The sequence below is a fragment of the Gordonia phosphorivorans genome, from assembly GCF_042432625.1.
Lineage (GTDB): Bacteria > Actinomycetota > Actinomycetes > Mycobacteriales > Mycobacteriaceae > Gordonia > Gordonia phosphorivorans.
Genome location: NZ_JBHLWV010000015.1, coordinates 34,958 through 58,022 on the forward strand (window position 1 = coordinate 34,958; position 23,065 = coordinate 58,022).

27 protein-coding genes are annotated in these 23,065 nt (G+C 69.6%); 20 read left to right on the forward strand and 7 right to left on the reverse strand.

Features of this window, described 5'->3' with window-relative positions; genetic code table 11:
* Window positions 1-61 precede the first annotated feature (61 nt).
* From ACFFJD_RS05685 to ACFFJD_RS05695, 3 genes are all read left to right on the forward strand, one after another.
* Window positions 62-454, forward strand: coding sequence for a DUF485 domain-containing protein (locus tag ACFFJD_RS05685; RefSeq protein ID WP_382362041.1), 393 nt, complete (start codon window positions 62-64; stop codon window positions 452-454).
* Window positions 451-2,070, forward strand: coding sequence for a monocarboxylic acid transporter (locus tag ACFFJD_RS05690; protein ID WP_382362042.1), 1,620 nt, complete (start codon window positions 451-453; stop codon window positions 2,068-2,070). The genes ACFFJD_RS05685 and ACFFJD_RS05690 overlap by 4 nt, the downstream gene beginning before the upstream one ends.
* A gap of 94 nt (window positions 2,071-2,164) precedes the next feature.
* Window positions 2,165-2,800 carry an LpqN/LpqT family lipoprotein gene (locus ACFFJD_RS05695; protein ID WP_382362044.1) on the forward strand — a complete coding sequence of 212 codons (636 nt, stop codon included), beginning with the start codon at window positions 2,165-2,167 and terminating at the stop codon, window positions 2,798-2,800.
* A 20-nt stretch (window positions 2,801-2,820) separates the two neighbouring features.
* Here the strand turns inward: ACFFJD_RS05695 and ACFFJD_RS05700 are convergent, their stop codons facing one another.
* Window positions 2,821-4,230 carry an amidase gene (locus tag ACFFJD_RS05700; RefSeq protein WP_382362046.1) on the reverse strand — a complete coding sequence of 470 codons (1,410 nt, stop codon included), beginning with the start codon at window positions 4,228-4,230 and terminating at the stop codon, window positions 2,821-2,823.
* Window positions 4,231-4,286: 56 nt separating this feature from the next.
* On the opposite strand from ACFFJD_RS05700, the gene ACFFJD_RS05705 reads away from it, so the two are divergent.
* The 6 genes from ACFFJD_RS05705 to ACFFJD_RS05730 all read left to right on the forward strand — a co-directional run bounded on the left by ACFFJD_RS05705 (window position 4,287) and on the right by ACFFJD_RS05730 (window position 9,394).
* The gene (locus ACFFJD_RS05705; protein ID WP_382362048.1) at window positions 4,287-5,483 is read left to right on the forward strand and encodes an acyl-CoA dehydrogenase family protein; all 1,197 of its coding nucleotides are present in this window, start codon (window positions 4,287-4,289) and stop codon (window positions 5,481-5,483) included.
* Window positions 5,484-5,516: 33 nt separating this feature from the next.
* Complete coding sequence (locus ACFFJD_RS05710; RefSeq protein ID WP_382362050.1) at window positions 5,517-6,635, forward strand: acyl-CoA dehydrogenase family protein; 1,119 nt, start codon at window positions 5,517-5,519, stop codon at window positions 6,633-6,635.
* Between the two features lie 51 nt (window positions 6,636-6,686).
* Window positions 6,687-7,175 carry a DUF350 domain-containing protein gene (locus tag ACFFJD_RS05715; protein WP_382362052.1) on the forward strand — a complete coding sequence of 163 codons (489 nt, stop codon included), beginning with the start codon at window positions 6,687-6,689 and terminating at the stop codon, window positions 7,173-7,175.
* 66 nt (window positions 7,176-7,241) lie between these two features.
* Window positions 7,242-7,700 (forward strand): SRPBCC family protein, encoded by a 459-nt coding sequence (locus ACFFJD_RS05720; protein ID WP_382362054.1) that lies wholly within the window; start codon window positions 7,242-7,244, stop codon window positions 7,698-7,700.
* A gap of 6 nt (window positions 7,701-7,706) precedes the next feature.
* The gene (locus tag ACFFJD_RS05725; RefSeq protein WP_382362056.1) at window positions 7,707-8,417 is read left to right on the forward strand and encodes a phosphatidylserine decarboxylase; all 711 of its coding nucleotides are present in this window, start codon (window positions 7,707-7,709) and stop codon (window positions 8,415-8,417) included.
* Window positions 8,414-9,394: a CDP-alcohol phosphatidyltransferase family protein gene (locus tag ACFFJD_RS05730; protein ID WP_382362058.1), complete on the forward strand. Its 981-nt coding sequence runs from the start codon at window positions 8,414-8,416 to the stop codon at window positions 9,392-9,394. Before ACFFJD_RS05725 ends, ACFFJD_RS05730 begins: the two co-directional genes overlap by 4 nt.
* Here the strand turns inward: ACFFJD_RS05730 and ACFFJD_RS05735 are convergent, their stop codons facing one another.
* Together ACFFJD_RS05735 and ACFFJD_RS05740 are read right to left on the reverse strand one after the other, a co-directional pair.
* Window positions 9,395-9,874: a hypothetical protein gene (locus ACFFJD_RS05735; RefSeq protein ID WP_382362060.1), complete on the reverse strand. Its 480-nt coding sequence runs from the start codon at window positions 9,872-9,874 to the stop codon at window positions 9,395-9,397.
* Between the two features lie 109 nt (window positions 9,875-9,983).
* Window positions 9,984-10,400 carry a hypothetical protein gene (locus ACFFJD_RS05740; protein ID WP_382362062.1) on the reverse strand — a complete coding sequence of 139 codons (417 nt, stop codon included), beginning with the start codon at window positions 10,398-10,400 and terminating at the stop codon, window positions 9,984-9,986.
* A gap of 103 nt (window positions 10,401-10,503) precedes the next feature.
* Between ACFFJD_RS05740 and ACFFJD_RS05745 the strand changes: the two genes are divergently transcribed.
* The 6 genes from ACFFJD_RS05745 to mnhG are packed head-to-tail and all read left to right on the forward strand — an operon-like array spanning window position 10,504 to window position 17,050.
* Window positions 10,504-13,398, forward strand: a complete 2,895-nt coding sequence (locus tag ACFFJD_RS05745; RefSeq protein ID WP_382362064.1) for a Na+/H+ antiporter subunit A — start codon at window positions 10,504-10,506, stop codon at window positions 13,396-13,398.
* Window positions 13,395-14,030 (forward strand): Na(+)/H(+) antiporter subunit C, encoded by a 636-nt coding sequence (locus tag ACFFJD_RS05750; protein ID WP_382362066.1) that lies wholly within the window; start codon window positions 13,395-13,397, stop codon window positions 14,028-14,030. Before ACFFJD_RS05745 ends, ACFFJD_RS05750 begins: the two co-directional genes overlap by 4 nt.
* 11 nt (window positions 14,031-14,041) lie before the next feature.
* The gene (locus tag ACFFJD_RS05755; protein ID WP_382362147.1) at window positions 14,042-15,649 is read left to right on the forward strand and encodes a Na+/H+ antiporter subunit D; all 1,608 of its coding nucleotides are present in this window, start codon (window positions 14,042-14,044) and stop codon (window positions 15,647-15,649) included.
* Window positions 15,646-16,440: a Na+/H+ antiporter subunit E gene (locus ACFFJD_RS05760; protein WP_382362068.1), complete on the forward strand. Its 795-nt coding sequence runs from the start codon at window positions 15,646-15,648 to the stop codon at window positions 16,438-16,440. Before ACFFJD_RS05755 ends, ACFFJD_RS05760 begins: the two co-directional genes overlap by 4 nt.
* Window positions 16,441-16,445: 5 nt before the next feature.
* Window positions 16,446-16,706, forward strand: coding sequence for a monovalent cation/H+ antiporter complex subunit F (locus ACFFJD_RS05765; RefSeq protein WP_382362070.1), 261 nt, complete (start codon window positions 16,446-16,448; stop codon window positions 16,704-16,706).
* Window positions 16,703-17,050: a monovalent cation/H(+) antiporter subunit G gene (gene mnhG / locus ACFFJD_RS05770; RefSeq protein ID WP_382362072.1), complete on the forward strand. Its 348-nt coding sequence runs from the start codon at window positions 16,703-16,705 to the stop codon at window positions 17,048-17,050. The genes ACFFJD_RS05765 and mnhG overlap by 4 nt, the downstream gene beginning before the upstream one ends.
* 24 nt (window positions 17,051-17,074) lie before the next feature.
* Here mnhG and ACFFJD_RS05775 read toward each other — a convergent pair whose 3' ends face one another.
* The 4 genes from ACFFJD_RS05775 to napA form a co-directional block, all read right to left on the reverse strand.
* Window positions 17,075-18,214, reverse strand: a complete 1,140-nt coding sequence (locus tag ACFFJD_RS05775) for a glutamate--cysteine ligase (protein WP_382362074.1) — start codon at window positions 18,212-18,214, stop codon at window positions 17,075-17,077.
* A gap of 32 nt (window positions 18,215-18,246) precedes the next feature.
* Complete coding sequence (locus ACFFJD_RS05780) at window positions 18,247-18,813, reverse strand: superoxide dismutase family protein (RefSeq protein ID WP_382362076.1); 567 nt, start codon at window positions 18,811-18,813, stop codon at window positions 18,247-18,249.
* 62 nt (window positions 18,814-18,875) lie between these two features.
* A complete protein-coding gene (locus ACFFJD_RS05785; RefSeq protein ID WP_382362078.1) occupies window positions 18,876-19,400 on the reverse strand; it encodes a LytR C-terminal domain-containing protein in 525 nt (174 codons plus the stop codon).
* 44 nt (window positions 19,401-19,444) lie between these two features.
* Entirely contained in the window at window positions 19,445-19,762 is a 318-nt protein-coding gene (gene napA / locus ACFFJD_RS05790) for a nucleoid-associated protein NapA (RefSeq protein WP_382362079.1), read from the reverse strand.
* 135 nt (window positions 19,763-19,897) lie between these two features.
* Between napA and ACFFJD_RS05795 the strand changes: the two genes are divergently transcribed.
* The 5 genes from ACFFJD_RS05795 to ACFFJD_RS05815 are packed head-to-tail and all read left to right on the forward strand — an operon-like array spanning window position 19,898 to window position 23,029.
* Entirely contained in the window at window positions 19,898-20,488 is a 591-nt protein-coding gene (locus ACFFJD_RS05795) for a peptide deformylase (protein ID WP_382362081.1), read from the forward strand.
* Window positions 20,489-20,509: 21 nt separating this feature from the next.
* The gene (locus ACFFJD_RS05800; RefSeq protein WP_382362083.1) at window positions 20,510-21,142 is read left to right on the forward strand and encodes a GNAT family N-acetyltransferase, cg3035/Rv0428c family; all 633 of its coding nucleotides are present in this window, start codon (window positions 20,510-20,512) and stop codon (window positions 21,140-21,142) included.
* An 11-nt stretch (window positions 21,143-21,153) separates the two neighbouring features.
* Window positions 21,154-21,714 carry a ribonuclease domain-containing protein gene (locus ACFFJD_RS05805; protein WP_382362085.1) on the forward strand — a complete coding sequence of 187 codons (561 nt, stop codon included), beginning with the start codon at window positions 21,154-21,156 and terminating at the stop codon, window positions 21,712-21,714.
* 5 nt (window positions 21,715-21,719) lie between these two features.
* On the forward strand, window positions 21,720-22,223 hold the full coding sequence (locus ACFFJD_RS05810; protein WP_382362087.1) for a barstar family protein: 504 nt from the start codon (window positions 21,720-21,722) through the stop codon (window positions 22,221-22,223).
* Between the two features lie 2 nt (window positions 22,224-22,225).
* Window positions 22,226-23,029 (forward strand): exodeoxyribonuclease III, encoded by an 804-nt coding sequence (locus ACFFJD_RS05815; RefSeq protein WP_382362149.1) that lies wholly within the window; start codon window positions 22,226-22,228, stop codon window positions 23,027-23,029.
* Window positions 23,030-23,065: the final 36 nt, after the last annotated feature.

Consider the following 23,065-nt stretch of genomic DNA (forward strand, 5'->3'; position numbering starts at 1 on the left):
GCAGATCTCCTCGAACCTTCTTGCAAGGCCGCGACCCGCGGCATCGCATCGAGGAGGTCCCGTGTCCATCGCCCCAGAGCAACCCCCAGAGCGGGTCGCACACACCGCCGACGAGTTCATCGTCGCGCAGCAGAGCCCGGAGTTTCAGCGACTGCGGCGCACCCTGCGGACCTTCGTCTTCCCGATGACGGCCTTCTTCCTCACCTGGTACGCCGTCTACCTGTGCCTCGGCGTGTTCGCCACGGACTTCATGGCCACCAAGGTGTGGGGGAACATCAACGTCGGCCTGATCCTGGGTCTGCTGCAGTTCGTCACCACCTTCGCGATCACCGCCGCGTACATCTACTTCGCCAACCACCGCCTCGACCCGCAGGCCGAGGTCGTCCGCCAGGGCTTCGCCGACGGTGACTACGACACCGCCCCGACCGCGGCCACCGAAGGAGCTCAGTCGTGAACTCACTCCTCCTCGCCGAACAGGAAGTCGACACCGGCAACGCGACGCTGAACATCCTGATCTTCGTCGGCTTCGTGATCGTCACCCTCCTCGTCGTGATCAAGGTCAGCTCCGCCGGCACCAGCAGCGCCTCGGAGTTCTTCACCGGCAGCCGCGGTTTCAGCGGCACCCAGAACGGCATCGCCATCGCCGGCGACTATCTGTCCGCCGCCAGCTTCCTCGGCATCGCCGGGGCCATCGCCATCTACGGCTACGACGGCTTCCTCTACTCCATCGGGTTCCTCGTCGCCTGGCTCGTCGCCCTGCTGCTGGTGGCCGAACTGCTGCGCAACACCGGCAAATTCACCATGGCCGACGTCCTGAGCTTCCGCCTCAAGCAGCGTCCGGTCCGGCTCGCCGCGTCGATCAGCACCCTGACCGTGTCGATCTTCTACCTGCTGGCCCAGATGGCCGGCGCCGGTGCGCTGGTCGCGCTGCTGCTGAACATCGAGAGCGACGCCGGTCAGGCCACCGTGATCACCATCGTCGGCCTGCTGATGATCGTGTACGTGCTCATCGGCGGCATGAAGGGTACCACCTGGGTGCAGATCATCAAGGCCGTGCTGCTGATCACCGGCACCGCCGTGATGACCGTGTGGGTGCTGCTGTCCAACGGCATCAACTTCAACATCTCCAAGCTGCTCGGCGAGGCGCAGGCCCGCACCGACGTCGACATCCTGGCGCCCGGCGCCCAGTACGGCATCGACTTCACGTCCAAGTTCAACCTGATCTCGCTGGGTCTGGCCCTGGTGCTCGGCACCGCCGGCCTGCCGCACGTGCTCATGCGCTTCTACACCGTGCCCACCGCCAAGGAGGCCCGCAAGTCCGTGGTGTGGGCCATCAGCCTGATCGGCGGCTTCTACATCTTCACCCTGATCCTCGGCTACGGCGCGGCCGCCCTCGTCGGCCCGGAGACCATCATGGCCGCCCCCGGCAAGCAGAACGCCGCCGCACCGCTGCTGGCCCTGCACCTGGGCGGTGAGGTCCTGCTCGGTCTGATCGCCGGCGTCGCCTTCGCCACCATCCTCGCGGTGGTCGCGGGCCTGGCGATCACCGCCTCGGCGTCGTTCGCTCACGACATCTACGCCAGCGTCATCAAGAAGAACGGCGCCTCCGAAGAGGAGCAGGTGCGCGTGTCCCGCTACACGGTCATCGTGCTGGGCATCATCGGCATCGTGCTGGGCATTCTGGCCAAGGACCAGAACATCGCATTCCTGGTGGCCCTGGCGTTCGCGGTCGCCGCGTCGGCCAACCTGCCGACCATCCTGTACTCGCTGTTCTGGAAGCGCTTCAACACCCGCGGCGCCCTGTTCAGCATGTACGGCGGCCTGGTGATCACCCTGGTGCTGATCATCTTCTCCCCGGCCGTCTCGGGCAAGGCCAACTCCATGCTGCCCGACTCGGACTTCGCCTGGTTCCCGCTGGCCAACCCCGGCATCGTGTCCATCCCGGCCGCGTTCCTGCTGGGCATCATCGGCACGCTGAGCTCGCGGGAGAAGCCCGACGTGGCCCGTCGCGCCGAGATGGAGGTCCGCTCGCTCACCGGCGTCGGCGCCGAGCAGGCCAGCTCGCACTGACCCAGAACCAGCCGACCAGCTGGTACCGCTGTGCGGGGCGCGCCGGAGACATCCGACGCGCCCCGCACCGCGTGCACCGGTATTCTCCCCACCCATGAACCTCACCTCGCGCGGCGTCGCCCGCACCCTGACCGCGGTCGCCGCCGCAGGTACCCTCGCGCTGCTGGCCGGCTGCTCGTCCGACTCGGACTCGACCGCCCCCGTCAGCATCGGCGACAACGCGGCCGTCGGGTCGTGCGCCGCCACCGAGGGCCCGCTCATCACGGCCGCCGGTCAGCCGGAGATCCAGCTCCCGCAGCCCGCGGGCTGGGAGCGCAACACCATGCAGGACAGCGAACTCGTGCGCCTGGTCCTGATCAACACCTCGCTGGTCAAGAACGGTTTCGCGCCGAACATCGTGGTCACCGTGGTGCCCTCGTCGGGCACCTTCGACCAGATCATCGACAACGAGATCTCCACGCTGCAGAAGATGATGAAGACCGACGTCCCCGAGGGCGAGCTCGGCACGGTCTGCGGCTTCGAGTCGTACACCGTGACCTACGACGCCTCCGGAATGGAGGGCCTGCCGGTCCACCCGATCACCTCGCGGATGATCGTGGTCCCGAAGGAGGGCGGCGGCTCGAACACCGTGGTGCTGACCGTGCAGACCACCGACCCGGACGACCCCACCTACCAGGAGGACTCGCAGGCCATGCTCGACGGCGTGCAGATCACCGTCAACGAGGCCTGACCGCGGCGGACGTCCGACCGCTACAGGTCCTGGATCCGGGCGAACGGACGAGCGGCCTCCAGCTCGTAGGCCAGTTCCAGTAACGTGCGCTCCTCGCCCAGGTCGGCGGTGAAGTGGATGCCGATCGGCAACCCGTCCGCCGACCCGGCCAGGGGCAGCGAGAGCGCCGGGGTTCCCGACGAGTTGTTCGCCGGGGTGAAGGACACGTACCGGACCAGCCGGTCGAAGATCTCGTCGAAGTCGCCCGCCGGATCCAAGTAGCCGATCTCCGGCGTGGTGTGCGCCAGCGTCGGCGACATGATCACATCGAAATCGGCGAAGGACCGCCGCAGCCGGGCGGTGGCCCGCTTGAGCCCGATGATCGACGACGGCAACCGGTAGAAGCCCCGCAGGAAGCGACGGGACAGGCCCCGGGTGAACGGGTCGAGCCGGGCACGGTCGAATCCCGGGCCGATCAGCGCCCGGCCGGTGTACTCGAAGGAGAACGCCAGCAGCGCCCAGTAGTCGACGAACTGTCGGATGTAGGCCTGGTCCACCGGCAGCGGCACCTGCTCCACGCGATGGCCGAGCTCACTCAGCAGCTCGGCCATGTCGGTCAGCGCCCGCGCGGTATCGGTATCCAACGGCTGGCCGGTGATCGGATCGACGATCAGCGCCACCCGCAGGCGGCGCGCACCCGCGCCCTCCACCAGGCCCACCGGTTCCAGCCCCTTCACCGGGCGTTGCCGCTCCAGATCGGCCAGGAAGTAGGCGGTATCGCGGACCGACCGCGACACCACGCCGTTGCACACCAGGTCGATCGGTGATTTCGCCGAAGCCGGTACCGGCGCCGTACGACCGCGCGTCGGCTTGAGCCCCACCAGGCCGCAGGCCGCGGCCGGGATACGGATGGAACCGCCGCCGTCGTTGGCGTGCGCGAGGGGTACCGCACCGGCCGCCACCAGGGCCGCCGAGCCGCCGGAGGAGGCCCCGCAGCTGAAGTCGGTGTTCCACGGATTACGCGTGGGCTCACGATCGACGAACTCGGTGGTGGCGGTCAGCCCGAAGGGCGGCAGGGTCGACGCCCCGAGCACATTGACGCCGGTGCCGAGGAACTCCTCGGTGAACGGCTCGTGTTTGGCGGCGGGCCGCTGGGCCACCGCCGCCGAACCCTGCCCCGTCGGCAGGCCCGCGAAGTCGGTGTTGTTCTTGATCAGCGACGGCACCCCGGCGAAGATCCCGGAGAAACCGTTCGCGCCGGCCCGCGCCCGCGCCCGCTCACGATCGTCGTAGGCGATGGCGGCCAACACCGGGTTCACCGCATCGATCCGCGTCAGGGCGGCCTCGGCGGCCTCGGCGGCCGGGAACTCCCCGGCAGCGATGGCCCGGGCCACCCCCACGGCGTCGTGCTCGGCCAGAACATCGTCGCCGAAGGCGTGAACGTGTTTCATGCCTCTCGAAGGTACTTGCCGCACCAGGTAAGCGCTCGATCAGGTAAAAATAAGGCATGCAGCTGCGATTTACACCGGAAGAGGAAGCGTTCCGCACCGAACTGCGGGAATACTTCACCACCGTCATCCCCGAAGACATCCGCCGACGCAACGAAGCCGGCGAAACCATCTACCCCGACGACGTGGTGACCACCACCAAGCTTCTGAACAAGGCCGGCTATGCCGTGCCGCACTGGCCGGTGGCCGACGGCGGTCAGGACTGGACGCCGGTGCAGCACCACATCTGGCGCGAGGAAATGGCACTGAACTTCGTGCCCGATCTGCTGCCGTTCAACGCCGGCATGGTGGGCCCGGTGATCGCGCACTTCGGCACCCAGGAGCAGAAGGACACGTTCCTGCCCAAGACCGCCGACCTGGACATCTGGTGGTGCCAGGGCTTCTCCGAGCCGGAGGCCGGCTCCGACCTGGCCTCGCTCAAGACCCGCGCGGTCCGCGACGGCGACGAGTACGTGATCAACGGCCAGAAGACCTGGACCACGCTGGGCCAGTTCGCCGATTGGATCTTCTGCCTGGTGCGCACCGATCCGGACGCCAAGAAGCAGGCCGGCATCAGCTTCGTGCTGTTCCCGATGGACACCCCGGGTGTGGAGCTGCGGCCGATCAAGCTGATCGACGGCAGCTACGAGGTCAACGAGGTCTTCTTCAACGACGTCCGTATCCCGGTCACCAGCCTGGTCGGCGAGGAGAACGACGGCTGGACCATCGCCAAGTTCCTGCTCGGCAACGAGCGCTCGGGCATCGCCCGCGTCGGCTGGACCAAGACCAAGCTGGCCCGCGCCAAGAAGCTGGCCGCGCAGGTCCGCGCACCCGGTGGCGGCGTGATGCTCGACGACCCGCTGTTCGCCGCCCGCCTGGCCGGTCTGGAGAACGAACTGCTGGCCCTGGAGATGGTCCAGCTGCGCGTGGTGGCCGCCTCCTCCGACGGCAAGCCGAACCCGGCGTCGTCGGTGCTGAAGCTGCGCGGCTCCCAGCTGCAGCAGGAGGCACTGGAGTTGCTGGCCGATCTGGCCGGCGCCGACTCGCTGCCCGTCGCACCGGCCGACGACCCGGAAGCCGAACTGGCCGGTCTGCTCAGCCCGGACTGGGCCGCGCACACGGTGCCCGAGTACCTCAACTACCGCAAGGTCACGATCTACGGCGGCTCCTCGGAAGTGCAGCGCCAGATCATCGACAAGGCTGTGCTCGGGCTGTAGGCCGAGCGAGAAGACGTCAAGGAAGAAGACACCATGGATTTCGAGCTCTCCGACGAACAGGGCATGCTCCGCGACACCGTGCGCGAAGTGCTGACCCGCAAGTACGACATCGAGACGCTGCGCGCGGTCACCGACACCCCGCTGGGCTGGAGCCGTGAGGTGTGGTCCTCGCTCGCCGAGATCGGCATCCTCGGGCTCACCTTCGACGAACGGTTCGGCGGCATGGGCGCCGGACCGGAGGAACTGTCGGTGGTGATGGGTGAGTTCGGCGGTTCGCTGGCCCCCGAGCCGCTGCTGGACTCCGTCGTGGTGCCCGGCCTGCTGATCGAGCGGTCCGACGCCGACGACGCCGTCAAGGAAGAGGTGCTGACCGCCCTCGCCGGCGGCGAGCGCCTGGCCGCCTTCGCCCACCACGAGCAGGGCGACCGCTGGCCGTCGTACGCGATCGGCACCACCGCCACCGGGACCGCCGTCAGCGGCACCAAGTCGCTGGTCTCGCGCGGCGACTGCGCCGACGTCTTCGTGGTCTCGGCCCGCGAGGCCGACGGCACCGTGAGCCTGTACCTGGTCGACGCCGACCAGGACGGCGTCGCACGCGTGCCGTACCGCACGCACGACAACCGGCGCGGCGCGCAGGTGGTGTTCACCGACGCCGTCGGCACCCGCCTGACCCAGTCCGACGCCTCCGCCGTGATCGAGGCCGTGGCCGTCATCGAGCAGAGCGCCCTGTGCGCCGAGTCCGTCGGTGCGATGACCAAGTCGCTGGACATGACCGTCGACTACCTCAAGACGCGCAAGCAGTTCGGGGTGCCGCTGGCCGCCTTCCAGGCGCTCACCCACCGCGCCGCCGACATGTACGTGGCCCTCGAGCTGGCCGCCAGCATGAGCACGTACCTGACCGCCGCCCTTGCCGAGGGCAGCGCCGACGCCATCACGGCCTCGCGCGGCAAGCTGCAGATCTGCCGTTCGAGCCGCCTGATCGGCCAGGAGGCCATTCAGATGCACGGCGGCATCGGCATGACCGCCGAGTACCCGATCGGGCATTACGTGAGCCGCCTGACCGCCATCACCCACACCCTGGGCGACGCGGATGCGCACGTGGCACAGCTCGGGGCGCGCCTGCGCGACTGGGACATGCTGACCGTCGGTTGAGTTGACGCCGAGTGACCCGGGCGGCCGGTTCTCGCACAGTAGGGTGAACGCATGGATTCGCTGACTCTCCTGCGCGAGAACCTGGCCGACCTCACTTCGTACAGCCTGCTCGCCGTCGGGCTGCTGCTCCTCGGCTTCCTCGGCCTGGAGCTGGTGACCCCGGGGAACCTGCGGAACAAGATCTGGCGCGAAGGCAACCGCAGCGCCGTCATCCTGGCCGTGGCCCAGTCCCTCGGCCTGATCTTCGCCCTCGCCGGCGGCATCGCCGCCGATCCCGGCCTGCCGCTGTGGCGCGGCATCGTCAACACTGCCGTCTACGGCGTGGTCACCATCGCGCTGATGATGTTCTCGTTCGTCCTCATCGATCTGCTGACCCCGGGCCGCCTCGGCGCGGTGCTGCTCGATCACGACGACGCACGACCCGAGGACGACGGGGACGACGTCGCCGAGAGCACCGGGCGCCACCATCCGGCGGTGTGGCTGAACGCGGTGATCTTCGTGGCGATCGGCCTGTTCGTCAGCGCCGCCCTCTCCCTGTGACCGAGCGGCACCTATAGTTTCGGGAACAGAGTCGTTCGGGCAACCGAGAACCAGAGGAGTTGGATCATGGCTGCACCCCTCATCGAAGAATCCATCGAGATCGCCGGTACCCCCGCGCAGGTCTGGACGGTGGTCTCCGACCTCGCCCGGATGGGCGAGTGGAGCCCCCAGTGCAAGAAGATGGTGATCTTCGGCGGCCCGGTGAAGCTCGGCACCCGCACCCTCAACGTCAACCGCCGCGGCCCGCTGGTGTGGCCCACCTCGTCGAAGGTGGTGGCCTTCGAGCCGAGCCGCGAGATCGCCTGGCGCGTGGCCGAGAACAACTCGGTGTGGGGCTTCGAGATCCAGGAGACCTCCGACGGGGCCCGCGTTACTCAGCGGCGCACGGTGCCGGGCGGCGAGACCAGCAAGGTGTCGTCGTTCCTGGTGGACAAAGTCTTCGGCGGCAACGACGGCTTCGAGGCCGAGCTGGCCGCCGGTATGCGCGAGACCTTGGGCAAGGTCAAGCGCGCCGTCGAGAACTGATCAGACATGGCACGACGACCCGCTCAGCCCGGTGACCGCACCGGGCCGGCGCACCTGCTCGATCTCATCGCCGAGACCGTGCCGCCGGTGCACCCCAAGGGCCTGCCCTTCGTTCTCGGTCCCGCCGCCGTCGCCATAGTGGCGCGGCGACGTCCGTGGCTGGCCCGCCCGGCTGCGGCCCTGGCCGGGGCGAGCGCCTTCTTCTTCCGGCATCCGTCGCGGGTGCCGCCGACCACACCCGGCGCGGTGGTGGCACCGGCCGACGGCACCGTCGCACTGGTCGACACCGCCGTCCCACCCGCCGAACTGGGTCTGGGCAGCGCGCCGCTGCCCCGTGTGAGCACGTTCCTGTCGGTCTTCGACGTGCACGTGCAGCGCATTCCGATCTCCGGCACCGTCGAAGCGGTCACGCACACCCCGGGCGAGTTCCTCTCCGCCGACCTGCCCGCCGCGAGCGAGCGCAACGAGCGCACCTGCCTGCGCCTGCGCACCGAGGCCGGCGAGGCCGTCGGCGTGGTGCAGATCGCCGGGCTCATCGCCCGCCGCATCGTCTGCGAGCCGTCCGCCGGGGACACGGTGACGCTGGGCGACACCTACGGTCTGATCCGGTTCGGTTCGCGGGTCGACGTGTACCTGCCGGCGGGCACCGCACCGAAGGTCGCCGTCGGCCAGCAGACGATCGGCGCCGAAACCGTCCTGGCCGAGCTGCCGAGATGACCCCGCGCCGACGGTCCGGCCGTCGACGGGTCGCCGGACGCCTCCGCCCGGCACGGGCCCGCCGCACCGAACGCACCGCCCGCTCCGGCCGACTGTTCATCCCGTCGGCGCTGACCGTGCTGGCGATCTGCGCCGGGCTCACCGCTATGCGCACCGCGGACGGCGGCAGCGCCGATCTCGCGCTGCTCCTGCTGGTCACCGCGGCGGTGCTGGACGGTCTCGACGGCCGGGTGGCGCGCATGATGGACGCCTCCAGCGCCATCGGCGCGGAACTGGATTCGCTGGCCGACGCCATCAACTTCGGCGTGGTGCCCGCGGTGATGGTTTACACGATCCTGCTGCGCGACCACTCCGACGCCGCCTCCGGCATCGGATGGGCGCTGGTCCTGGTCTACTGCTCGGCGATCGTGTTGCGGCTGGCGCGTTTCAACACCCTGCTCGACGACGACTCGGCGCCCGCCTACACCCGGGACTTCTTCGTCGGCGTGCCCGCTCCGGCGGCCGCCGTCATGGTCTTGCTGCCCGTCGGGCTGCTGGAACAGTTCGGCGAGGGCTGGTGGACGAGCACCGTGTTCGTCGGCTGCTGGCTGGTGTTCATCGGCCTGCTCGCGGTGAGCCGCGTGCCCACCCTGAGCCTCAAGTCCGCGAAACCGCGGGCGCGGCTGCTGGCCCCCGGGCTGATCGTGGTGGCCGGTGCCGCCGCCCTGCTGTTCACCTTCCCCTACGTGCTGATGCTGGTGATGGTGGCCGCGTACCTGCTGCACATCCCGTTCGCGTGGCGGATGCAGCGCTGGGTGAGCAGCCGACCCGAACACTGGGACAGTGCGCCGCGCGACCGCCGCCTGCAACGGCGCGACGAGCGTCGCGCCGAGGTGGCCGCCGGCACCCGTCGGCGGGTGATTCCGGTGCGTCGCCCCTCGGCGCGGCTCGGCCTGCGCGTGCCCGCCGGACCGCCCAAGGACGACCGGCGCCGCTGATCAGCTCGCCGCAGGCGCCTGCTCGGTGGTGGACTGCTGCGTCGTGCTCGGGGTGGTCTCGTCCGTCGAGCGGCCCGGGCGCTGCCCGCGCTGATCGCCGGTCGTGCCCTGGCCGCCGCGCTGCATGTCCATCCGCATGTCACCGCCGGGGCCGCCGCCGCGCGAGCCGAAGTCCTGCCCGGAACGGGCGTGCCCGCCGCGGCCGTCGTGATCGTCGCCGGTCAGGTCGCCGGTGATGTAGCCCAGGCCGAAACCGATGAGCAGGAAGGCCACCGCCGCGGCGACGGCGCCGCCGATCACCCACTTGCGCTTGTTCGGTGCCGCGGCCGGCGCCGTCGGCGGTGCCTGCTGAGCGCCGGCGACCGGCGCGATCGGCGCGGTGGGGGCCTCCGGCAGCGCCTGCGTCGGCTGCTCGGCCTGCGGGTCCTGCGGGTCCTGTGCGTTCTGCGGGTCGTGCGGCTGGTTGCCTGGAGTGGTCATGAATCGGTCCCCTTTTCCTCATGTGCCGAGTGACTCTCAGGCACTTGAGGACCAGCCTGCCGCCGCTTCCTGCCAACTCCCTGTGAGGCCGGTACCGACCTCCTGCGAGTCAGGTCAGGGTGACCGAGTACATCACCGTGCTGGCCGCCGTGGAGGAGGCCGCCGACAATCCGACGGTGACCCAGTAGGTCTTCCCGTCGACCTCCTTGGACAGCAGCACCGACTTCTCCCGGTCGGTCTCGGTGCGCGAGGATTCGGCGTATCCGGCCTCCACCAGCTCGTCGACCGCCGTCGTGAAGGGGTCGCCCGCATCCGCGCGCACCTGCACGGTGACCTGCCATTCGGAGGTCTCCCCGTCGGCGGTCAGCACCGTGCCGTCGACCAGCGGCACCTGCGCGGTGGGGAAGTCCTTCGGCAGCGCCGCCCCCTCGGTGGACGGGGCATCGTCGCCACCGCAGCCGGTCACCGCCAGCAGGGTGAGCACCGCCGTGACGATCGCGACAAGGACTCGTTGTAAGGGCCGCATGCCTGAACGGTAAAGTAAGCCAGCAGTAATCGCTCACCGACACCCCGCCCGCCCATACGACAGACGACGGAGTGCCTCTTTTGACTCAGGTTCGGAGGACCCCTTGCTCGGGGTTCTGATCGCGCTGGGGATCGGTGCGCTCGCCGCGCCCCCCATCATGCGAAGCCTGGGTGCACGAGGTTTCTATGTGCTGGCGTTGATGCCGGCCGGCGCCCTGGTCTGGCTGGCGCTGAACTGGCCGACGGCCGGGCAGGAACCGAAGACCCAGACCTTCACGTGGGTGCCCGACCTGCAGATGGACATCGTGCTGCGGCTGGACACCCTGTCCGCGGTGCTCGGCGTACTGATCCTGGGGGTCGGCTCCCTGGTCCTGGTGTACTGCGCCAACTACTTCGACGAGATGCGCAAACGCGTCGAGGTGTTCGGCGGCGAGATCGTCGCCTTCGCCGGGGCCATGCTCGGCCTGGTCCTGAGCGACAACATGCTGGTGCTGTACTTCTTCTGGGAAGCCACCACCGTGCTGTCGTTCATGCTGGTCGGCTTCAACGCGGTCCGCGCCACCTCCCGGCGCGCAGCCACCCAGGCCCTGCTGGTCACCACATTCGGCGGCCTGGCCATGCTCGTGGGCATCATCATGCTGGGCCAGCGCACCGGCAGCTACCTGCTCTCGGACCTGATCGAGAACCCGCCCGACGGCGTGTACGCCGCGATCGCCGTGGCGCTGCTGCTGGTCGGCGCGCTCAGCAAGTCGGCCATCGTCCCCTTCCATTTCTGGCTGCCCGGCGCCATGGCCGCCCCCACCCCGGTGAGCGCCTACCTGCACGCGGCCGCCATGGTCAAGGCCGGTATCTACCTGGTGGCGCGCCTGGCCCCGGCCTTCCACACCCAGATCAGCTGGCAGGTCATCATCGTGACCCTGGGCCTGGGCACCATGCTGCTCGGCGGCTGGCGCTCCCTGCGCGAGCTGGACCTCAAGCTGGTCCTGGCCTTCGGCACCGTCTCCCAGCTCGGCCTGATGGTGGTGCTGGTGGGCGTGGGCGACGCGAACGTCGCCATGGCCGGCCTCGCGATGGTCATCGCGCACGCCCTGTTCAAGGCCAGCCTGTTCATGGTGGTCGGCATCATCGACCACTCCACCGGCACCCGCGACATCCGACTGCTGGCCCGCCTGGGCCACCGGCTGCCGTTCCTGGCCGCCACCGCCGCGGTGGCCGGCGCCAGCATGGCCGGGCTGCCGTTCACCCTGGGCTTCGTCGGCAAGGAATCGGCCTTCGGTGCACTGTGGTCCACCGGCGCCTACACCCCCTGGCTCGCGCACGCCATCGACCTGGTGGTGGTGTTGGGCGCGATCATCACCTTCGCCTACACGGCCCGTTTCCTGTGGGGCGCGTTCGGCCGCAAGGTCCGGTCCCTGCCCACCCGCGCCGTCGCGCAGCTGCACCCGCCGAGCGCCATGTTCCTGCTGCCCCCGGCGCTGCTCGCGGCGTTCGGCGTGGTGGCGGGATTCTCCGGCTCCTGGCTCACCGACCGCCTGGAGCCCTACGCCGAGACGCTGCCCGCCTACGGCCACAAGATCGAGCACCTGGCCCTGTGGCACGGATTCGGGCTGCCGGTGGTCCTGACCATCGTGGTGTATCTGGCCGGTCCCGCGCTGTTCCTGATCCTGCGCCGCATTCGCGACCAGCTGTTCGATCATCCGCCGCGCCTGAACGCCGACCGCGTGTACGACCGCGTCATCCGCGGCGCCGACACGCTGTCGCTGTGGGTCACCCGGAACACCCAGCGCGGTTCGCTGCCCATCACCCAGGGCGTGATCATCTCCACCGCGGTGATCGTGCCGGTGGCCGCACTCTTCCTCGGCGCCCGCGACCGGCTGGAGCTGCGCGGCTTCGACAACGTCGAACAGGCCGTGATCGGCCTCGTGGTGGCCGCCTCCGCACTGGTAGCGGTGTTCCTCCGCAACCGTCTGGCCGGCGCCCTGACCGTCGGCATCACCGGCTACGGCTGCGGCGCCCTGTTCGCGATCTACGGCGCACCCGACCTGGCCCTCACCCAGTTTCTGGTGGAGAGTCTCACGCTGGTCATCTTCGTCCTGGTGCTCCGCAAGCTGGCCGCCGAACCGCAGCCCCGGCACAAGACCGGCTTCCGCCCGCTACGCGCCCTCATCGCGGTCGCCTTCGGCGTCACCATGATCCTGATCGGGCTCTTCGCCGCCGCCGCGCGGTCGGCGCGTCCGCTGGCCGACGACCTGGCCGAGGCCGCCTACAAGATCGGGCACGGCGGCAACACCGTCAACGTGCTGCTGGTGGACATCCGCGCCTGGGACACCCTCGGCGAGGTCTCGGTCCTGATCGTCGCCGCCACCGGTGTGGCGTCCATGGTCTTCCGCAGCCGCCGCACCGGCGGCGCGCCCCGGGTCACCGCGCTGGTCCGCAGCGAGGCCGGGCTCGACGACGACGCCTCCACCGACCGCACCACCTGGCTGCGCGGCAGCGAACTGGGCAACCCGCAGCACCGGTCGATGGTGCTCGAAGCCACCACCCGCCTGGTCTTCCCCACCCTGATGGTGCTGTCGGTGTACTTCTTCTTCGCCGGGCACAACGCCCCGGGCGGCGGTTTCGCCGGCGGCCTGGTGATGGGTCTGGCCCTGGTGCTGCGCTATCTGGCCGGTGGCCGCTACGAACTCGGGGAGGCGCTGCCGGTGGAGCCGGGCAACATCCTGGGGGCCGGCCTGCTGGTCTCGGCGGCGACCGCCGCCACCTCCCTCGTCCTGGGTGCGCCCGCCCTGTCCTCGGCGGTCATCGAGATGTACCTGCCGGTCTTCGGCGAGGTGACGCTGGTGACCGCGATGTTCTTCGACGCCGGCATCTACCTGATCGTCGTCGGCCTGGTCCTGGACGTCCTGCGCAGCCTCGGTGCGCGCCTGGATGCGCCGGAGCACTCCGACAGCACCATCGGGCTCTCCCCCATCGCCCCGCCCCGGCAGGTGAGTCGATGAGCGTGAACCTCGGGCTGCTGATCGTCGCCGGCATCCTGGCGGCGGCCGGCACCTACCTGATCATGGAGCGCAGCCTGATCCGCATGCTGCTGGGTCTGCTGCTGGTGGGCAACGGTCTCAACATCCTGATCGTGACCGTCGCCGGTCCCGCGGGCAGCCCGCCGATCAAGGGCGCCGAGTCCATCGGCGCCACCGCCGACGCGGACCCGCTGGCCCAGGCGATGGTGCTCACCGCCATCGTCATCACCATGGGCATCGCCGCGTTCGTCCTGGCCCTCACCTATCGCCTGTTCGTGATCAACCGCGACGTGGACGACGACCTCGAGGACGACTCCGAGGACCTCAAGGTGATCCAGGGGTCGCTGAGCGAACGCCCCGACCGCGACCGCAGCGACGACCCGGAGACCGGCCAGTTCACCGTGATCGGCGACCTCTTCGACGCGCGCGGCAACCCCCTGACCCCGGAGGAGTTCGCCGCCCTGCACCGCACCGTGATCGAACCCGACCTGATGCCCGACGAGGCGTCGATCATCGACCGGCTCCCCGAGTTCAGCCCGGACGAGATGCCCGGCGAGGACACCGACGACGAGACCGAGGACGACACCGCGCGCGACGGGGAGGAGCGGCGATGAGCCTGGACGCCCTGATCCCGCAGTCGTCGTGGATCACCGTGCTGATCGCACTGCCCACCCTGGTGCCGTTCCTCGGCGCCGCCCTGTGCCTGCTGCAGGGCCGCAACCCGCGGTTCCAGCGCGCGGTGACCGTCGGCGCGATCAGCGTCGCCCTCATCGCCTCGGCGATGATGCTGTACCTGACCAGCGTCAACGGCCCGTACGCGGTCAAGATCGGCGGCTGGGGCGACGAGGGATACCCCAACGGTCCGCTCGGCATCACCCTGGTGGTGGACCGGCTGGCGTCCCTGATGCTGGTGGTCTCGACCATCGTGCTGCTGCTGGTGGTGGTGTACGCCATCGGGCAGGGTATCCGCGACGGCACCACCGACCAGCCGGTGTCCATCTTCCTGCCGTCGTACCTGATTCTGACCGCGGGCGTGTGCAACGCCTTCCTCGCCGGCGACCTGTTCAACCTGTACGTCTCGTTCGAGGTGCTGCTCGCGGCCAGCTTCGTGCTGCTGACCCTCGGGGCCAGCGCCGACCGTGTCCGTGCCGGCGCGTCGTACGTGATGGTCTCGATGGTGTCGTCGCTGATCTTCCTGGCCGGTATCGCCTTCGCCTACGCCACCACCGGCACTCTGAATCTCGCGGAGATGGCGGTCCGGCTCGACGACGTGTCCTCGGGCACCCGCAACGCCCTGTTCGCGGTGCTGCTGGTGGCCTTCGGGATCAAGGCGGCGGTCTTCCCGCTCTCCACCTGGCTGCCCGACTCCTATCCGACGGCGCCGGCGCCGGTCACCGCCGTGTTCGCGGGCCTGCTGACCAAGGTGGGCGTGTACGCGATCATCCGCGCCAACACTCTGCTGTTCCCCGGCGGCTCCATGGACAACCTGCTCATGGTGGCCGGACTGGCGACCATGCTGGTGGGCATCCTGGGCGCCATCGCCCAGTCGGACATCAAACGTCTGCTGTCGTTCACGCTGGTGAGCCACATCGGCTACATGATCTTCGGTATCGCGGTGGGCTCGGAGATCTCGCTGTCGGCGGCGATCTACTACGTGGCGCACCACATTCTGGTGCAGACCACCCTGTTCCTGGTCGTCGGCCTGATCGAACGCCAGGCCGGCAGCGCGTCGCTGCGTCGCCTGGGCGGGCTGTTCGCCAGCCCGGTGTTGGCCGCGCTCTTCCTGATCCCGGCCCTGAACCTCGGCGGCATCCCGCCGTTCTCCGGCTTCATCGGCAAGGTCGCACTGCTCGAAGGCGGCGTCAAGGACGGCTCGGTGCTGGCTTGGCTGCTGGTGGCCGGCTCGGTGATCACCAGCCTGCTCACCCTGTACGTGGTGGCTCGCGTTTGGACCAAGGCCTTCTGGCGGCCGCGCGCCGACGCCCCCGAGGGCGGGCTCACCAACAGCACCGCCTCCGCGCTCATCGAGGAGGGCGAGGACGTGCTACTCGAGGAGCGGGAGGATGTGGGCCGCATGCCCGCCGCCATGGTGCTGCCGACCGCGGCCATGCTCGCCGCCGGGATCGCGTTGACCGTGTGGGCGGGACCGATCTTCGGTTTCACCGGCGACGCCGCGCACGACCTGAACGACCGTCGACCCTATCTGACCGCCGTGCTGGGAGGTGACCGATGAGCAACACCCCGTACCCGGACCGGCCCAGCCCGCGCCCGGTGGGTAAACGCCGCGTCCCGGCGTTCTTCGGCTCCCTCTGGCGCAACGCGGTCGTCGGCTTCGCCTGGCCGTTGACCACGTTCATCGTCTGGCTGCACAACCGCCTGCACATGCCCAAATGGATGGGCGGGGACCTGCGCGAGTTCGGTGTCCGCCTGTGGGGTCTGTCCTGGCTGACCTTCGTGTGGGTGCTGCTGTGGGGCGACGTCACCTGGGGCAATATCGTCGTCGGCATGGTGGTGGGCGTCGCCGTGATGCTGTTGCTGCCGCTGCCGCGGGTGCCGGTGGAGGGTCGCGTCCACCCGATCGCCGCGGTCAATCTGCTGGCCAACCTGCTGTGGAACTTCCTGGTCTCGTCGGCCCAGGTGGCGTGGGCGGCGGTGCGCCCCGGTGCCCCTCCGCTGGGCTGCGTGGTCCGCGTCCACTTGGCCATCAAGTCCGACATGGTGCTCACCCTGGCCATCGACTACATCAACCTGGTGCCCGGCACCATGGTGGTGGAGGTCGATCACCTGCGCCGCATCCTGTACGTACACGTCTTCGATGTGCGCACCCAGAAGCAGGTCGACTCCTTCCACCAGCAGATGGCGTACGTGGAGCGTCAGTTCATCAAGACCTTCGAGCGCGACAGCGAGTGGCAGCCGAGCCCCTTCCACGGGATCGACGACGACTTCCACCACGTCCCGTTCACCGAACGCCAGCGGGTGGCCGACGCGACGCCGCCGTCGCGTCGTCGCCGAAAGGAGCGGTAGCCGCCATGAGCATCGTCTGGGCGATCAGCGGGGCCATGCTGATGACCGCCATCGTTCTCACCCTGTACCGGTCGCTGCGCGGCCCCACCACCCTCGACCGACTGGTCGGCATCGACACGCTCGTCGCGATGATCATCTCCTCGCTCGCCGTGTGGGTGGCCGCCACCTACAACACCACCATCGTGCCCGGCATCGTGGTGCTGTCCCTGGTGAGCTTCATCGGCACCGTGTCGGTGGCCCGCTTCCGCGTGAGGGACGACCAATGATCCGGGACATCTTCTCTGCTGCCTTCGTGCTCAGCGGCAGCCTGCTGGCGCTGACCGCCGCCATCGGCATCGTCCGCTTCCCAGACACGCTCTCGCGCATGCACGCGGCCACCAAACCGCAGACCTTCGGCATGACGCTGGTGCTGATCGGCACTCTCATCCAGATCGCCGGCCACCCCGACGGCGGCATGCTGGTGCTGACCGCGCTGTTCATGCTGATCACCGCGCCGGTGATCGCCCAGCGCGTCGGCCGCCTGGTGTACCGGGAATCGCCCGGCAGCGGCGGGCGTCTCATGGACGAGTCGCAACTGCGCGTACAGAGGCGCGACACCCCGGAGGACTGACCGGCTCCCGAACCGCGGCCGCGGTCAGTCGAGTTCGCCGACCACCGCGTCGACCACCGAACGCAGATTCCCGGCGCTGCGGTGGACCAGGTGCTGCCGCTGGTAGCTGGCGCCCCCAGCGATGATCTCGGCCACCGACGCCAACTCCTCGGTGCAGCCCAGTCGTGCCGCGACCGGTTCCAGCCGCACCAGCAGGTCGGCGAGGTCGTCGGTCACCAGCCGTTCGTGGCAGTCCGAGTCCAGGATCACGATGGCGTCGAGCCCGTAACGCGCGGCTCGCCACTTGTTCTCCTGCACCAGCCACGGGGCCATCTGCGGCAGTTCCTCGCCCGCAGTGAGCCGCTGATCCAGGTCCACCACCAGGCAGTGTGTCAGCGCCACCAGCGCGGCCAGTTCCCGGCGGTTGGAGACGCCGTCGCACACCCGCACCTCGATGGTGCCCAGATGCGGCGACGGCCGGATGTCCCAGCGGATCTCGGTGAGGTTGTCGATGATGCCGGTGGTGCGCTGGTCGCCCACGAAGGCCTCGAACTCCGACCACTGCTGGAATTGGAAGGGCAGCCCCGCGGTGGGCAGCTGCTGGAACATCATCGATCGGTTACTGGCGTAGCCGGTCTCCTGGCCCGCCCACATCGGCGACGACGCCGACAAGGCGAGCAGGTGCGGATAGTAGGTGAGCAGGCTGGACAGGATCGGCAGCACCTTGTCGCGGTGGTCTATGCCCACGTGCACGTGCACGCCCCAGATCAGCATCTGGCGGCCCCACCACTGGGTGCGTTCGATCAGCTCGGCGTACCGGCTACCCTCGGTGAGCTGCTGCCCCGACCATTCGGCGAACGGATGCGTGCCCGCGCCGTACAGGTCGATGCCCAGCTCGTCGGTGAGCTCGCGCACCTGCGCCAGCGTCGCCCCGAGATCGTCCATCGCCTCGGCGGTGGTCCGGCAGATGCCGGTCACCAGCTCGACGGTGTTGCGCAGCAGTTCCTTATGGATGTGCGTGCGCCGACTCAGCCCGCGCCCCTCGATGAGCTCGAAGAGAGGGTCGGCGGCGTTGACCAGGTCCCGGGTGTGCCGATCGACGAGCGCCAACTCCCATTCGACCCCGAGCGTCGGAGCAGCCGACGCGCGGAACTCGATGGGTGTGGTGCGCGCCGCCGGAGCCATGCGACCTGCGTTCGGCGTCGACGAAGCGTCGACTAGTTGGCGGTGATGACGCCGCAGGCGACCGGCTCGGTGGCGGTGCCGTCGAGCAGCACCATTGCCTTGCCGTCGAGCTCACCGATGTTCACGTTCACGGTCTGGTTGGCCGAGCCCGCACCCTTGTCGTTGACCGAGATGCCGGGCAGCGAGCCGCCGGCGATGGCGTTGCCGGTGCCGGTGAACTTCTCGCCCATGGTGTCGCAGTTGGTGCCGGTGCGCACCTCGACCTTGTACTGGCCCTTTTCCAGGGTGGTGACGCGCAGGTTCACCTTGGTGCTCGAACCCAGCGCCACGAAGCTCGCCGCTCCCACGCTGTCGCCCTCGGAGCTGAGCAGGGTGACGGTGCCGATCGCCGAACCCGGCTCGGCCGGCACGTCGTCGGCGTTGACCAGATCGCCGGGGATCACCTGGTTGCCGGTGACCACCGGGGGCGTCGTGCCCGGAGCGCTGGTCGGCTGCTCGTTCGGGGTGCAGGCAGTCAGCGCCGCGCCGGCCAGACCGGCAGCAGCGAGCGTGAGGACTCCACGCGTGATCTTGGCACCGGTGGTGAGGCTGGCGGTCATGTCGGCTCCTTCGGCGGGTTCTTACTGGGGCTGGACGCGCAGGTGACTGCGGTCGGACGGATTTACGGGTTGACCACCACGACGGCGAGTTCGCCTTCGCAGCGGGTGAATGCGGGCGGCCGCACGCTCAGCGAGGCGCCGCCGGGGACGGCGTCGGCCACCTTCTGCGCGGCGTCTTCTTGTCCCTCACCATAGAAGATGGTGTTCTCGGTGACGCTGCTGGTGCTCAGATTGCCCGGCTCGGAGCCGATCGTGAAGCCTGCCGACTTCAGCTGGTCGGACACGTCCTTGGCCCAGCCCTTGGTGGAACCGGCGTTGAGGACGCACAGCGCGGGAACGTCGGCGGCACCGGCGGTCGTCGACTTGGGAGCCTCGGACGTGGCGGCCGACGAAGACTTGCCCTCCGACGAGACCACCGAGGAAGCGGTGCTCTGGCTACCGCTCTTGGCGAGCTTCTCCTGGGGCGACTCGTCGCCGCTCTTGGCTGCCGAACTCCACCCGAGGCCGATGAAGACCACGGCGACGGCGAGCAGCAGCATGGCCCCCGCGCGCAGCGGGAGACGATTGGGTTCGCGGTCAGCATTCATCACGGCAACTCTAACTCACGCGACCGGCGTGGCCGCGCGAGACATCACGTGATCTCGAAACCGAGGCGCCGGGCGGCACGTGCCTTCTGCCGCGAGGCACGCAGTCGGCGCAGCCGCTTGACCAGCATGGGATCGGCGGCGAGGGCCTCCGGTCGGTCCACGAGAGCATTGAGGATCTGGTAGTACCGCGTCGAGGAGAGTCCGAAGAGCTCCTTGATCGCGTCTTCCTTGGAGCCGGAGTACTTCCACCACTGCCGCTCGAAGCCGAGGATGTCGTGTTCGCGACGAGTGAGGCCGTCCGCGCCGACCTCATGCGGGTCGGGTCGGCCCGACTCCTGCTCAGCGGCTGCGCCATTCGACACCGGTGAGTTCCCCTTCTTCGTGCACGCAGTCAGACTGTCGAATGACAGCGATGTTCTTTCGCTCAGTATCTAATCACGAGTCGGCCTCACCCGGCGCGATGACTCACCGACGGGGCGGCCAGTACAGTCCTTTTCATGGCGATTCTCCCCATCTGCATCATCGGTGAGCCCGTGCTGCACCAGCCGACGACCCCGGTCGAGCTCGACGACACCGGCCGCCCCGCGCCCGAACTCGTCCAACTGCTCGACGATATGTACGAGACCATGGACGCCGCCAACGGCGTCGGCCTGGCCGCGAATCAGGTCGGCCGCGGGCTGCGAATGTTCGTCTACGACTGCCCGGACGGTGCCGAACGGCGCCGCGGCGAGGTGATCAACCCGGTCCTGGAGACCTCCGAGCTCCCCGAGACCATGCCGGACCCGGACGACAACGACGAAGGCTGCCTGTCGGTGCCCGGTGAGGGCTTCCCCACCGGCCGCGCCGAGTGGGCCAAGGTGACCGGCACCGACCGCGACGGCAAGCCCGTCGAGATCGAGGGCCACGGTTTCTTCGCCCGCATGCTGCAGCACGAGACCGGGCACCTCGACGGTTTCCTATACGTGGACGTGCTGATCGGCCGCAACGCGCGCGCCGCCAAGAAGGCCGTCAAGCGCAACGGCTGGGGCGTGCCCGGCCTCACCTGGCTGCCCGGCTCGGACGTCGACCCCTTCGGGCACGACGACTAGCCCCGGCCGCCGGAGACGAGGGTGCAGCCACTCAGCGGTGACCGCGTGGTGGTCCGCTACCGCTTGGGCGCGGGCGGGCCGGCCGATTGGCGCGCCACGCCCAATCCCGCGCTCAGCCACACGCCCACCCTGTCCGACCTGACCGGGATCCTGGTCGAGGCCTCCGCCGAGCGGCTGGTCCTCGAGCGCGACGGGGCGACCGAGACCGTGCCAGTGGCGGCGATCGTCTCGCTCAAGCAGCTGTCCACCCGGACCGTCCGTAACTCGGCCATCCGAGAGGTGGAGCGCACGCTGACCGAGGCGGCCCCGGCCGCCGAACGCATCGAAGTGGACGGCTGGGTGCTGTCGGCGGATCCGTCGGCGACCGACCCGCGGGCCGACGCGGCGATCCCGCTGGGCTTCGGCGCGAACGCCGCGACCCTGCCGCAGGTGCGCGAGTGGTACGCCGCGCGCGGCCGCCCGACCCGGATCCTCGCCCCCGAGCGCCTGTTTCGGATCGCCGATCTCGGCGCCGACGGCGGCACCGACTTCGAGGTCCTGATCGGCCCGACCGGCGCGCCGGTCCAGGTGCTCGGGACCGACCTGGCCGAACGCCGACGCCTGCGCGCCGCGCAGCACTGGCTGCACCACACCGTCACGCTGATCGAACTGTGAGCCGACCACCCATGTCCCACTCTCCCGAATCGTCCCGGCGCCGCACCCTCCTCTCGGCGGCTAGCGCCGTCCTCGTGCTCGTCCTGGCGCTGGTCTGGTGGCTCGTCGCCGAGCCGCCGGCCGACGAGCCCGCCCCGGCCGCGGCGCCCACCTGGTCGGCCACCGTCGGCGACTACACGGCAGCACCGGTGCCGGGCCCGCCGCAGCGCAGCCCGGCTCCCACCAGCAAATCCGCCAGCAAGTCCGCGAGTAAGTCCACCAGTAAGTCCACGGCCGCGCAGGCCCCGGCGCGCGTCCTGCGGACCCTCGCACTGATCGATGCGGGCGACTGGCCGGAGGCGGCCGCCGCTCCGGGCACCAAGGGCGGTCAGACCTTCCGCAACAACGAGCGCCGCCTACCCACCACCGGTGCGGACGGCCGCCGACTCGCCTTCCAGGAATGGGATGTGAATCCGAAGCAGCCCGGCCGCGGCCGCGATGCGGAGCGCATCATCACCGCCGATGACGGTTCGGCCTGGTACACCTTGGACCACTACCGCACCTTCGTTCTGATTCGGGGGCCCGCACGATGATCACCATGACCACCGCCGCGTTCCTGCGGCATTCCGCCCGCGCCGGCGCACCCGTCGGTGTCGCGGCCGACCCGCTGTCGATGTACCCGGCCGACGTGGCGGTGCGCCGCATCGACGCCGCCGATGCGGTGACGCTCGACGGCCTGTTTCAGGCGTTCGCCGCGGCCTGGGACTTCCCGGAGTACTTCGGGGCCAACAAGGATGCCTTCGACGACTGCATGCGCGACCTGCCGCCGCGGCTGCGCACCGCCACGGGCGCACCGGCCCGCGGCTACGTCACGGTGATCGAGCACGCCCCCGAACTCCTGTTGCACGCCACCGACGACGACCTCGCCTGGCTGGCCACGTCGCTGGTGTTCTACCGGGATCACTATCGCGACGACGCCGACCCGGCGCGCGGCTTCGCCGTGGTGCTGCGCTGCGACGCCGCCGCCGTCGACGACACCTGCGCCCGGTGGGCCGCGGCCGGGGTGCCGCCGGTCGTCGTGCGCAATCGGACGGGATGCTGACCGTGCGCCTGGCCACCTGGAACGTCAACTCCATCCGGGCCCGCTCCGAGCAGGTGGTGTCGTGGATGACCCGGCATGCGATCGACGTGCTGGCGATGCAGGAGACAAAGTGCCGGGACGACCAGTTCCCGGTGATGAGCTTCCTCGCCGAGGGCTACGACGTGGCCATGCACGGTGACGGCGGCTACAACGGCGTGGCGATCGCGTCCCGCATCGGCCTCGACGACGTGCACCGGGGCTTCGACGGCCAGCCCGCCCGCGCCCCGGGCGAGGCCCCGGAGGCACGTGCGATCTCCGCGATGTGCGGCGGCGTGCGGGTGTGGAGCCTGTACGTGCCCAACGGCCGGGCCGTCGACGATCCGCACTACCGCTACAAGCTGGACTGGCTGACCGCACTGGCGGGCGTGACCCGGCTGGAGCTGGGCCACGATCCGGCCGCCCAGATCGCGTTGGCCGGCGACTGGAATGTGGCCCCCACCGACCGCGACGTGTGGGATCGCGAGTACTTCGAGGGTCGCACCCATGTGACCGAGCCGGAGCGCGAGTGTTTCCGGGAGTTCCTACGGGCCGGGTACCTCGACAGCGCGGCCGGATTCACCCCCGCCGAGGACACCTACACCTTCTGGGATTACACGGCCGGCCGGTTCGCACGGAACGAGGGCATGCGCATCGACTACGCGCTGTGCTCGCCGGCGCTGGACGATCGGGTCTTCGACGCGTTCATCGACCGCGACGCGCGCGCCGCCGCCGGCGCCAGCGACCACGCACCGCTTGTGCTCGACGTCTCCACAGGATTCGGCGGCTGAGGCATTTCCCTGTGAGTTAGGGTCGGCTACCCTAAC

What these genes read in the sequence shown, in the direction of transcription:
- ACFFJD_RS05695 (WP_382362044.1), top strand. Translation starts at nt 2,165, where the DNA reads ATGAACCTCACCTCGCGCGGCGTCGCCCGCACCCTGACCGCGGTCGCC.
- ACFFJD_RS05700 (WP_382362046.1), bottom strand. Translation starts at nt 4,230, where the DNA reads ATGAAACACGTTCACGCCTTCGGCGACGATGTTCTGGCCGAGCACGAC.
- ACFFJD_RS05705 (WP_382362048.1), top strand. Translation starts at nt 4,287, where the DNA reads ATGCAGCTGCGATTTACACCGGAAGAGGAAGCGTTCCGCACCGAACTG.
- ACFFJD_RS05710 (WP_382362050.1), top strand. Translation starts at nt 5,517, where the DNA reads ATGGATTTCGAGCTCTCCGACGAACAGGGCATGCTCCGCGACACCGTG.
- ACFFJD_RS05715 (WP_382362052.1), top strand. Translation starts at nt 6,687, where the DNA reads ATGGATTCGCTGACTCTCCTGCGCGAGAACCTGGCCGACCTCACTTCG.
- ACFFJD_RS05720 (WP_382362054.1), top strand. Translation starts at nt 7,242, where the DNA reads ATGGCTGCACCCCTCATCGAAGAATCCATCGAGATCGCCGGTACCCCC.
- ACFFJD_RS05725 (WP_382362056.1), top strand. Translation starts at nt 7,707, where the DNA reads ATGGCACGACGACCCGCTCAGCCCGGTGACCGCACCGGGCCGGCGCAC.
- ACFFJD_RS05730 (WP_382362058.1), top strand. Translation starts at nt 8,414, where the DNA reads ATGACCCCGCGCCGACGGTCCGGCCGTCGACGGGTCGCCGGACGCCTC.
- ACFFJD_RS05735 (WP_382362060.1), bottom strand. Translation starts at nt 9,874, where the DNA reads ATGACCACTCCAGGCAACCAGCCGCACGACCCGCAGAACGCACAGGAC.
- ACFFJD_RS05740 (WP_382362062.1), bottom strand. Translation starts at nt 10,400, where the DNA reads ATGCGGCCCTTACAACGAGTCCTTGTCGCGATCGTCACGGCGGTGCTC.
- ACFFJD_RS05750 (WP_382362066.1), top strand. Translation starts at nt 13,395, where the DNA reads ATGAGCGTGAACCTCGGGCTGCTGATCGTCGCCGGCATCCTGGCGGCG.
- ACFFJD_RS05760 (WP_382362068.1), top strand. Translation starts at nt 15,646, where the DNA reads ATGAGCAACACCCCGTACCCGGACCGGCCCAGCCCGCGCCCGGTGGGT.
- ACFFJD_RS05765 (WP_382362070.1), top strand. Translation starts at nt 16,446, where the DNA reads ATGAGCATCGTCTGGGCGATCAGCGGGGCCATGCTGATGACCGCCATC.
- mnhG (WP_382362072.1), top strand. Translation starts at nt 16,703, where the DNA reads ATGATCCGGGACATCTTCTCTGCTGCCTTCGTGCTCAGCGGCAGCCTG.
- ACFFJD_RS05775 (WP_382362074.1), bottom strand. Translation starts at nt 18,214, where the DNA reads ATGGCTCCGGCGGCGCGCACCACACCCATCGAGTTCCGCGCGTCGGCT.
- ACFFJD_RS05780 (WP_382362076.1), bottom strand. Translation starts at nt 18,813, where the DNA reads ATGACCGCCAGCCTCACCACCGGTGCCAAGATCACGCGTGGAGTCCTC.
- ACFFJD_RS05785 (WP_382362078.1), bottom strand. Translation starts at nt 19,400, where the DNA reads ATGAATGCTGACCGCGAACCCAATCGTCTCCCGCTGCGCGCGGGGGCC.
- ACFFJD_RS05795 (WP_382362081.1), top strand. Translation starts at nt 19,898, where the DNA reads ATGGCGATTCTCCCCATCTGCATCATCGGTGAGCCCGTGCTGCACCAG.
- ACFFJD_RS05805 (WP_382362085.1), top strand. Translation starts at nt 21,154, where the DNA reads ATGTCCCACTCTCCCGAATCGTCCCGGCGCCGCACCCTCCTCTCGGCG.
- ACFFJD_RS05810 (WP_382362087.1), top strand. Translation starts at nt 21,720, where the DNA reads ATGACCACCGCCGCGTTCCTGCGGCATTCCGCCCGCGCCGGCGCACCC.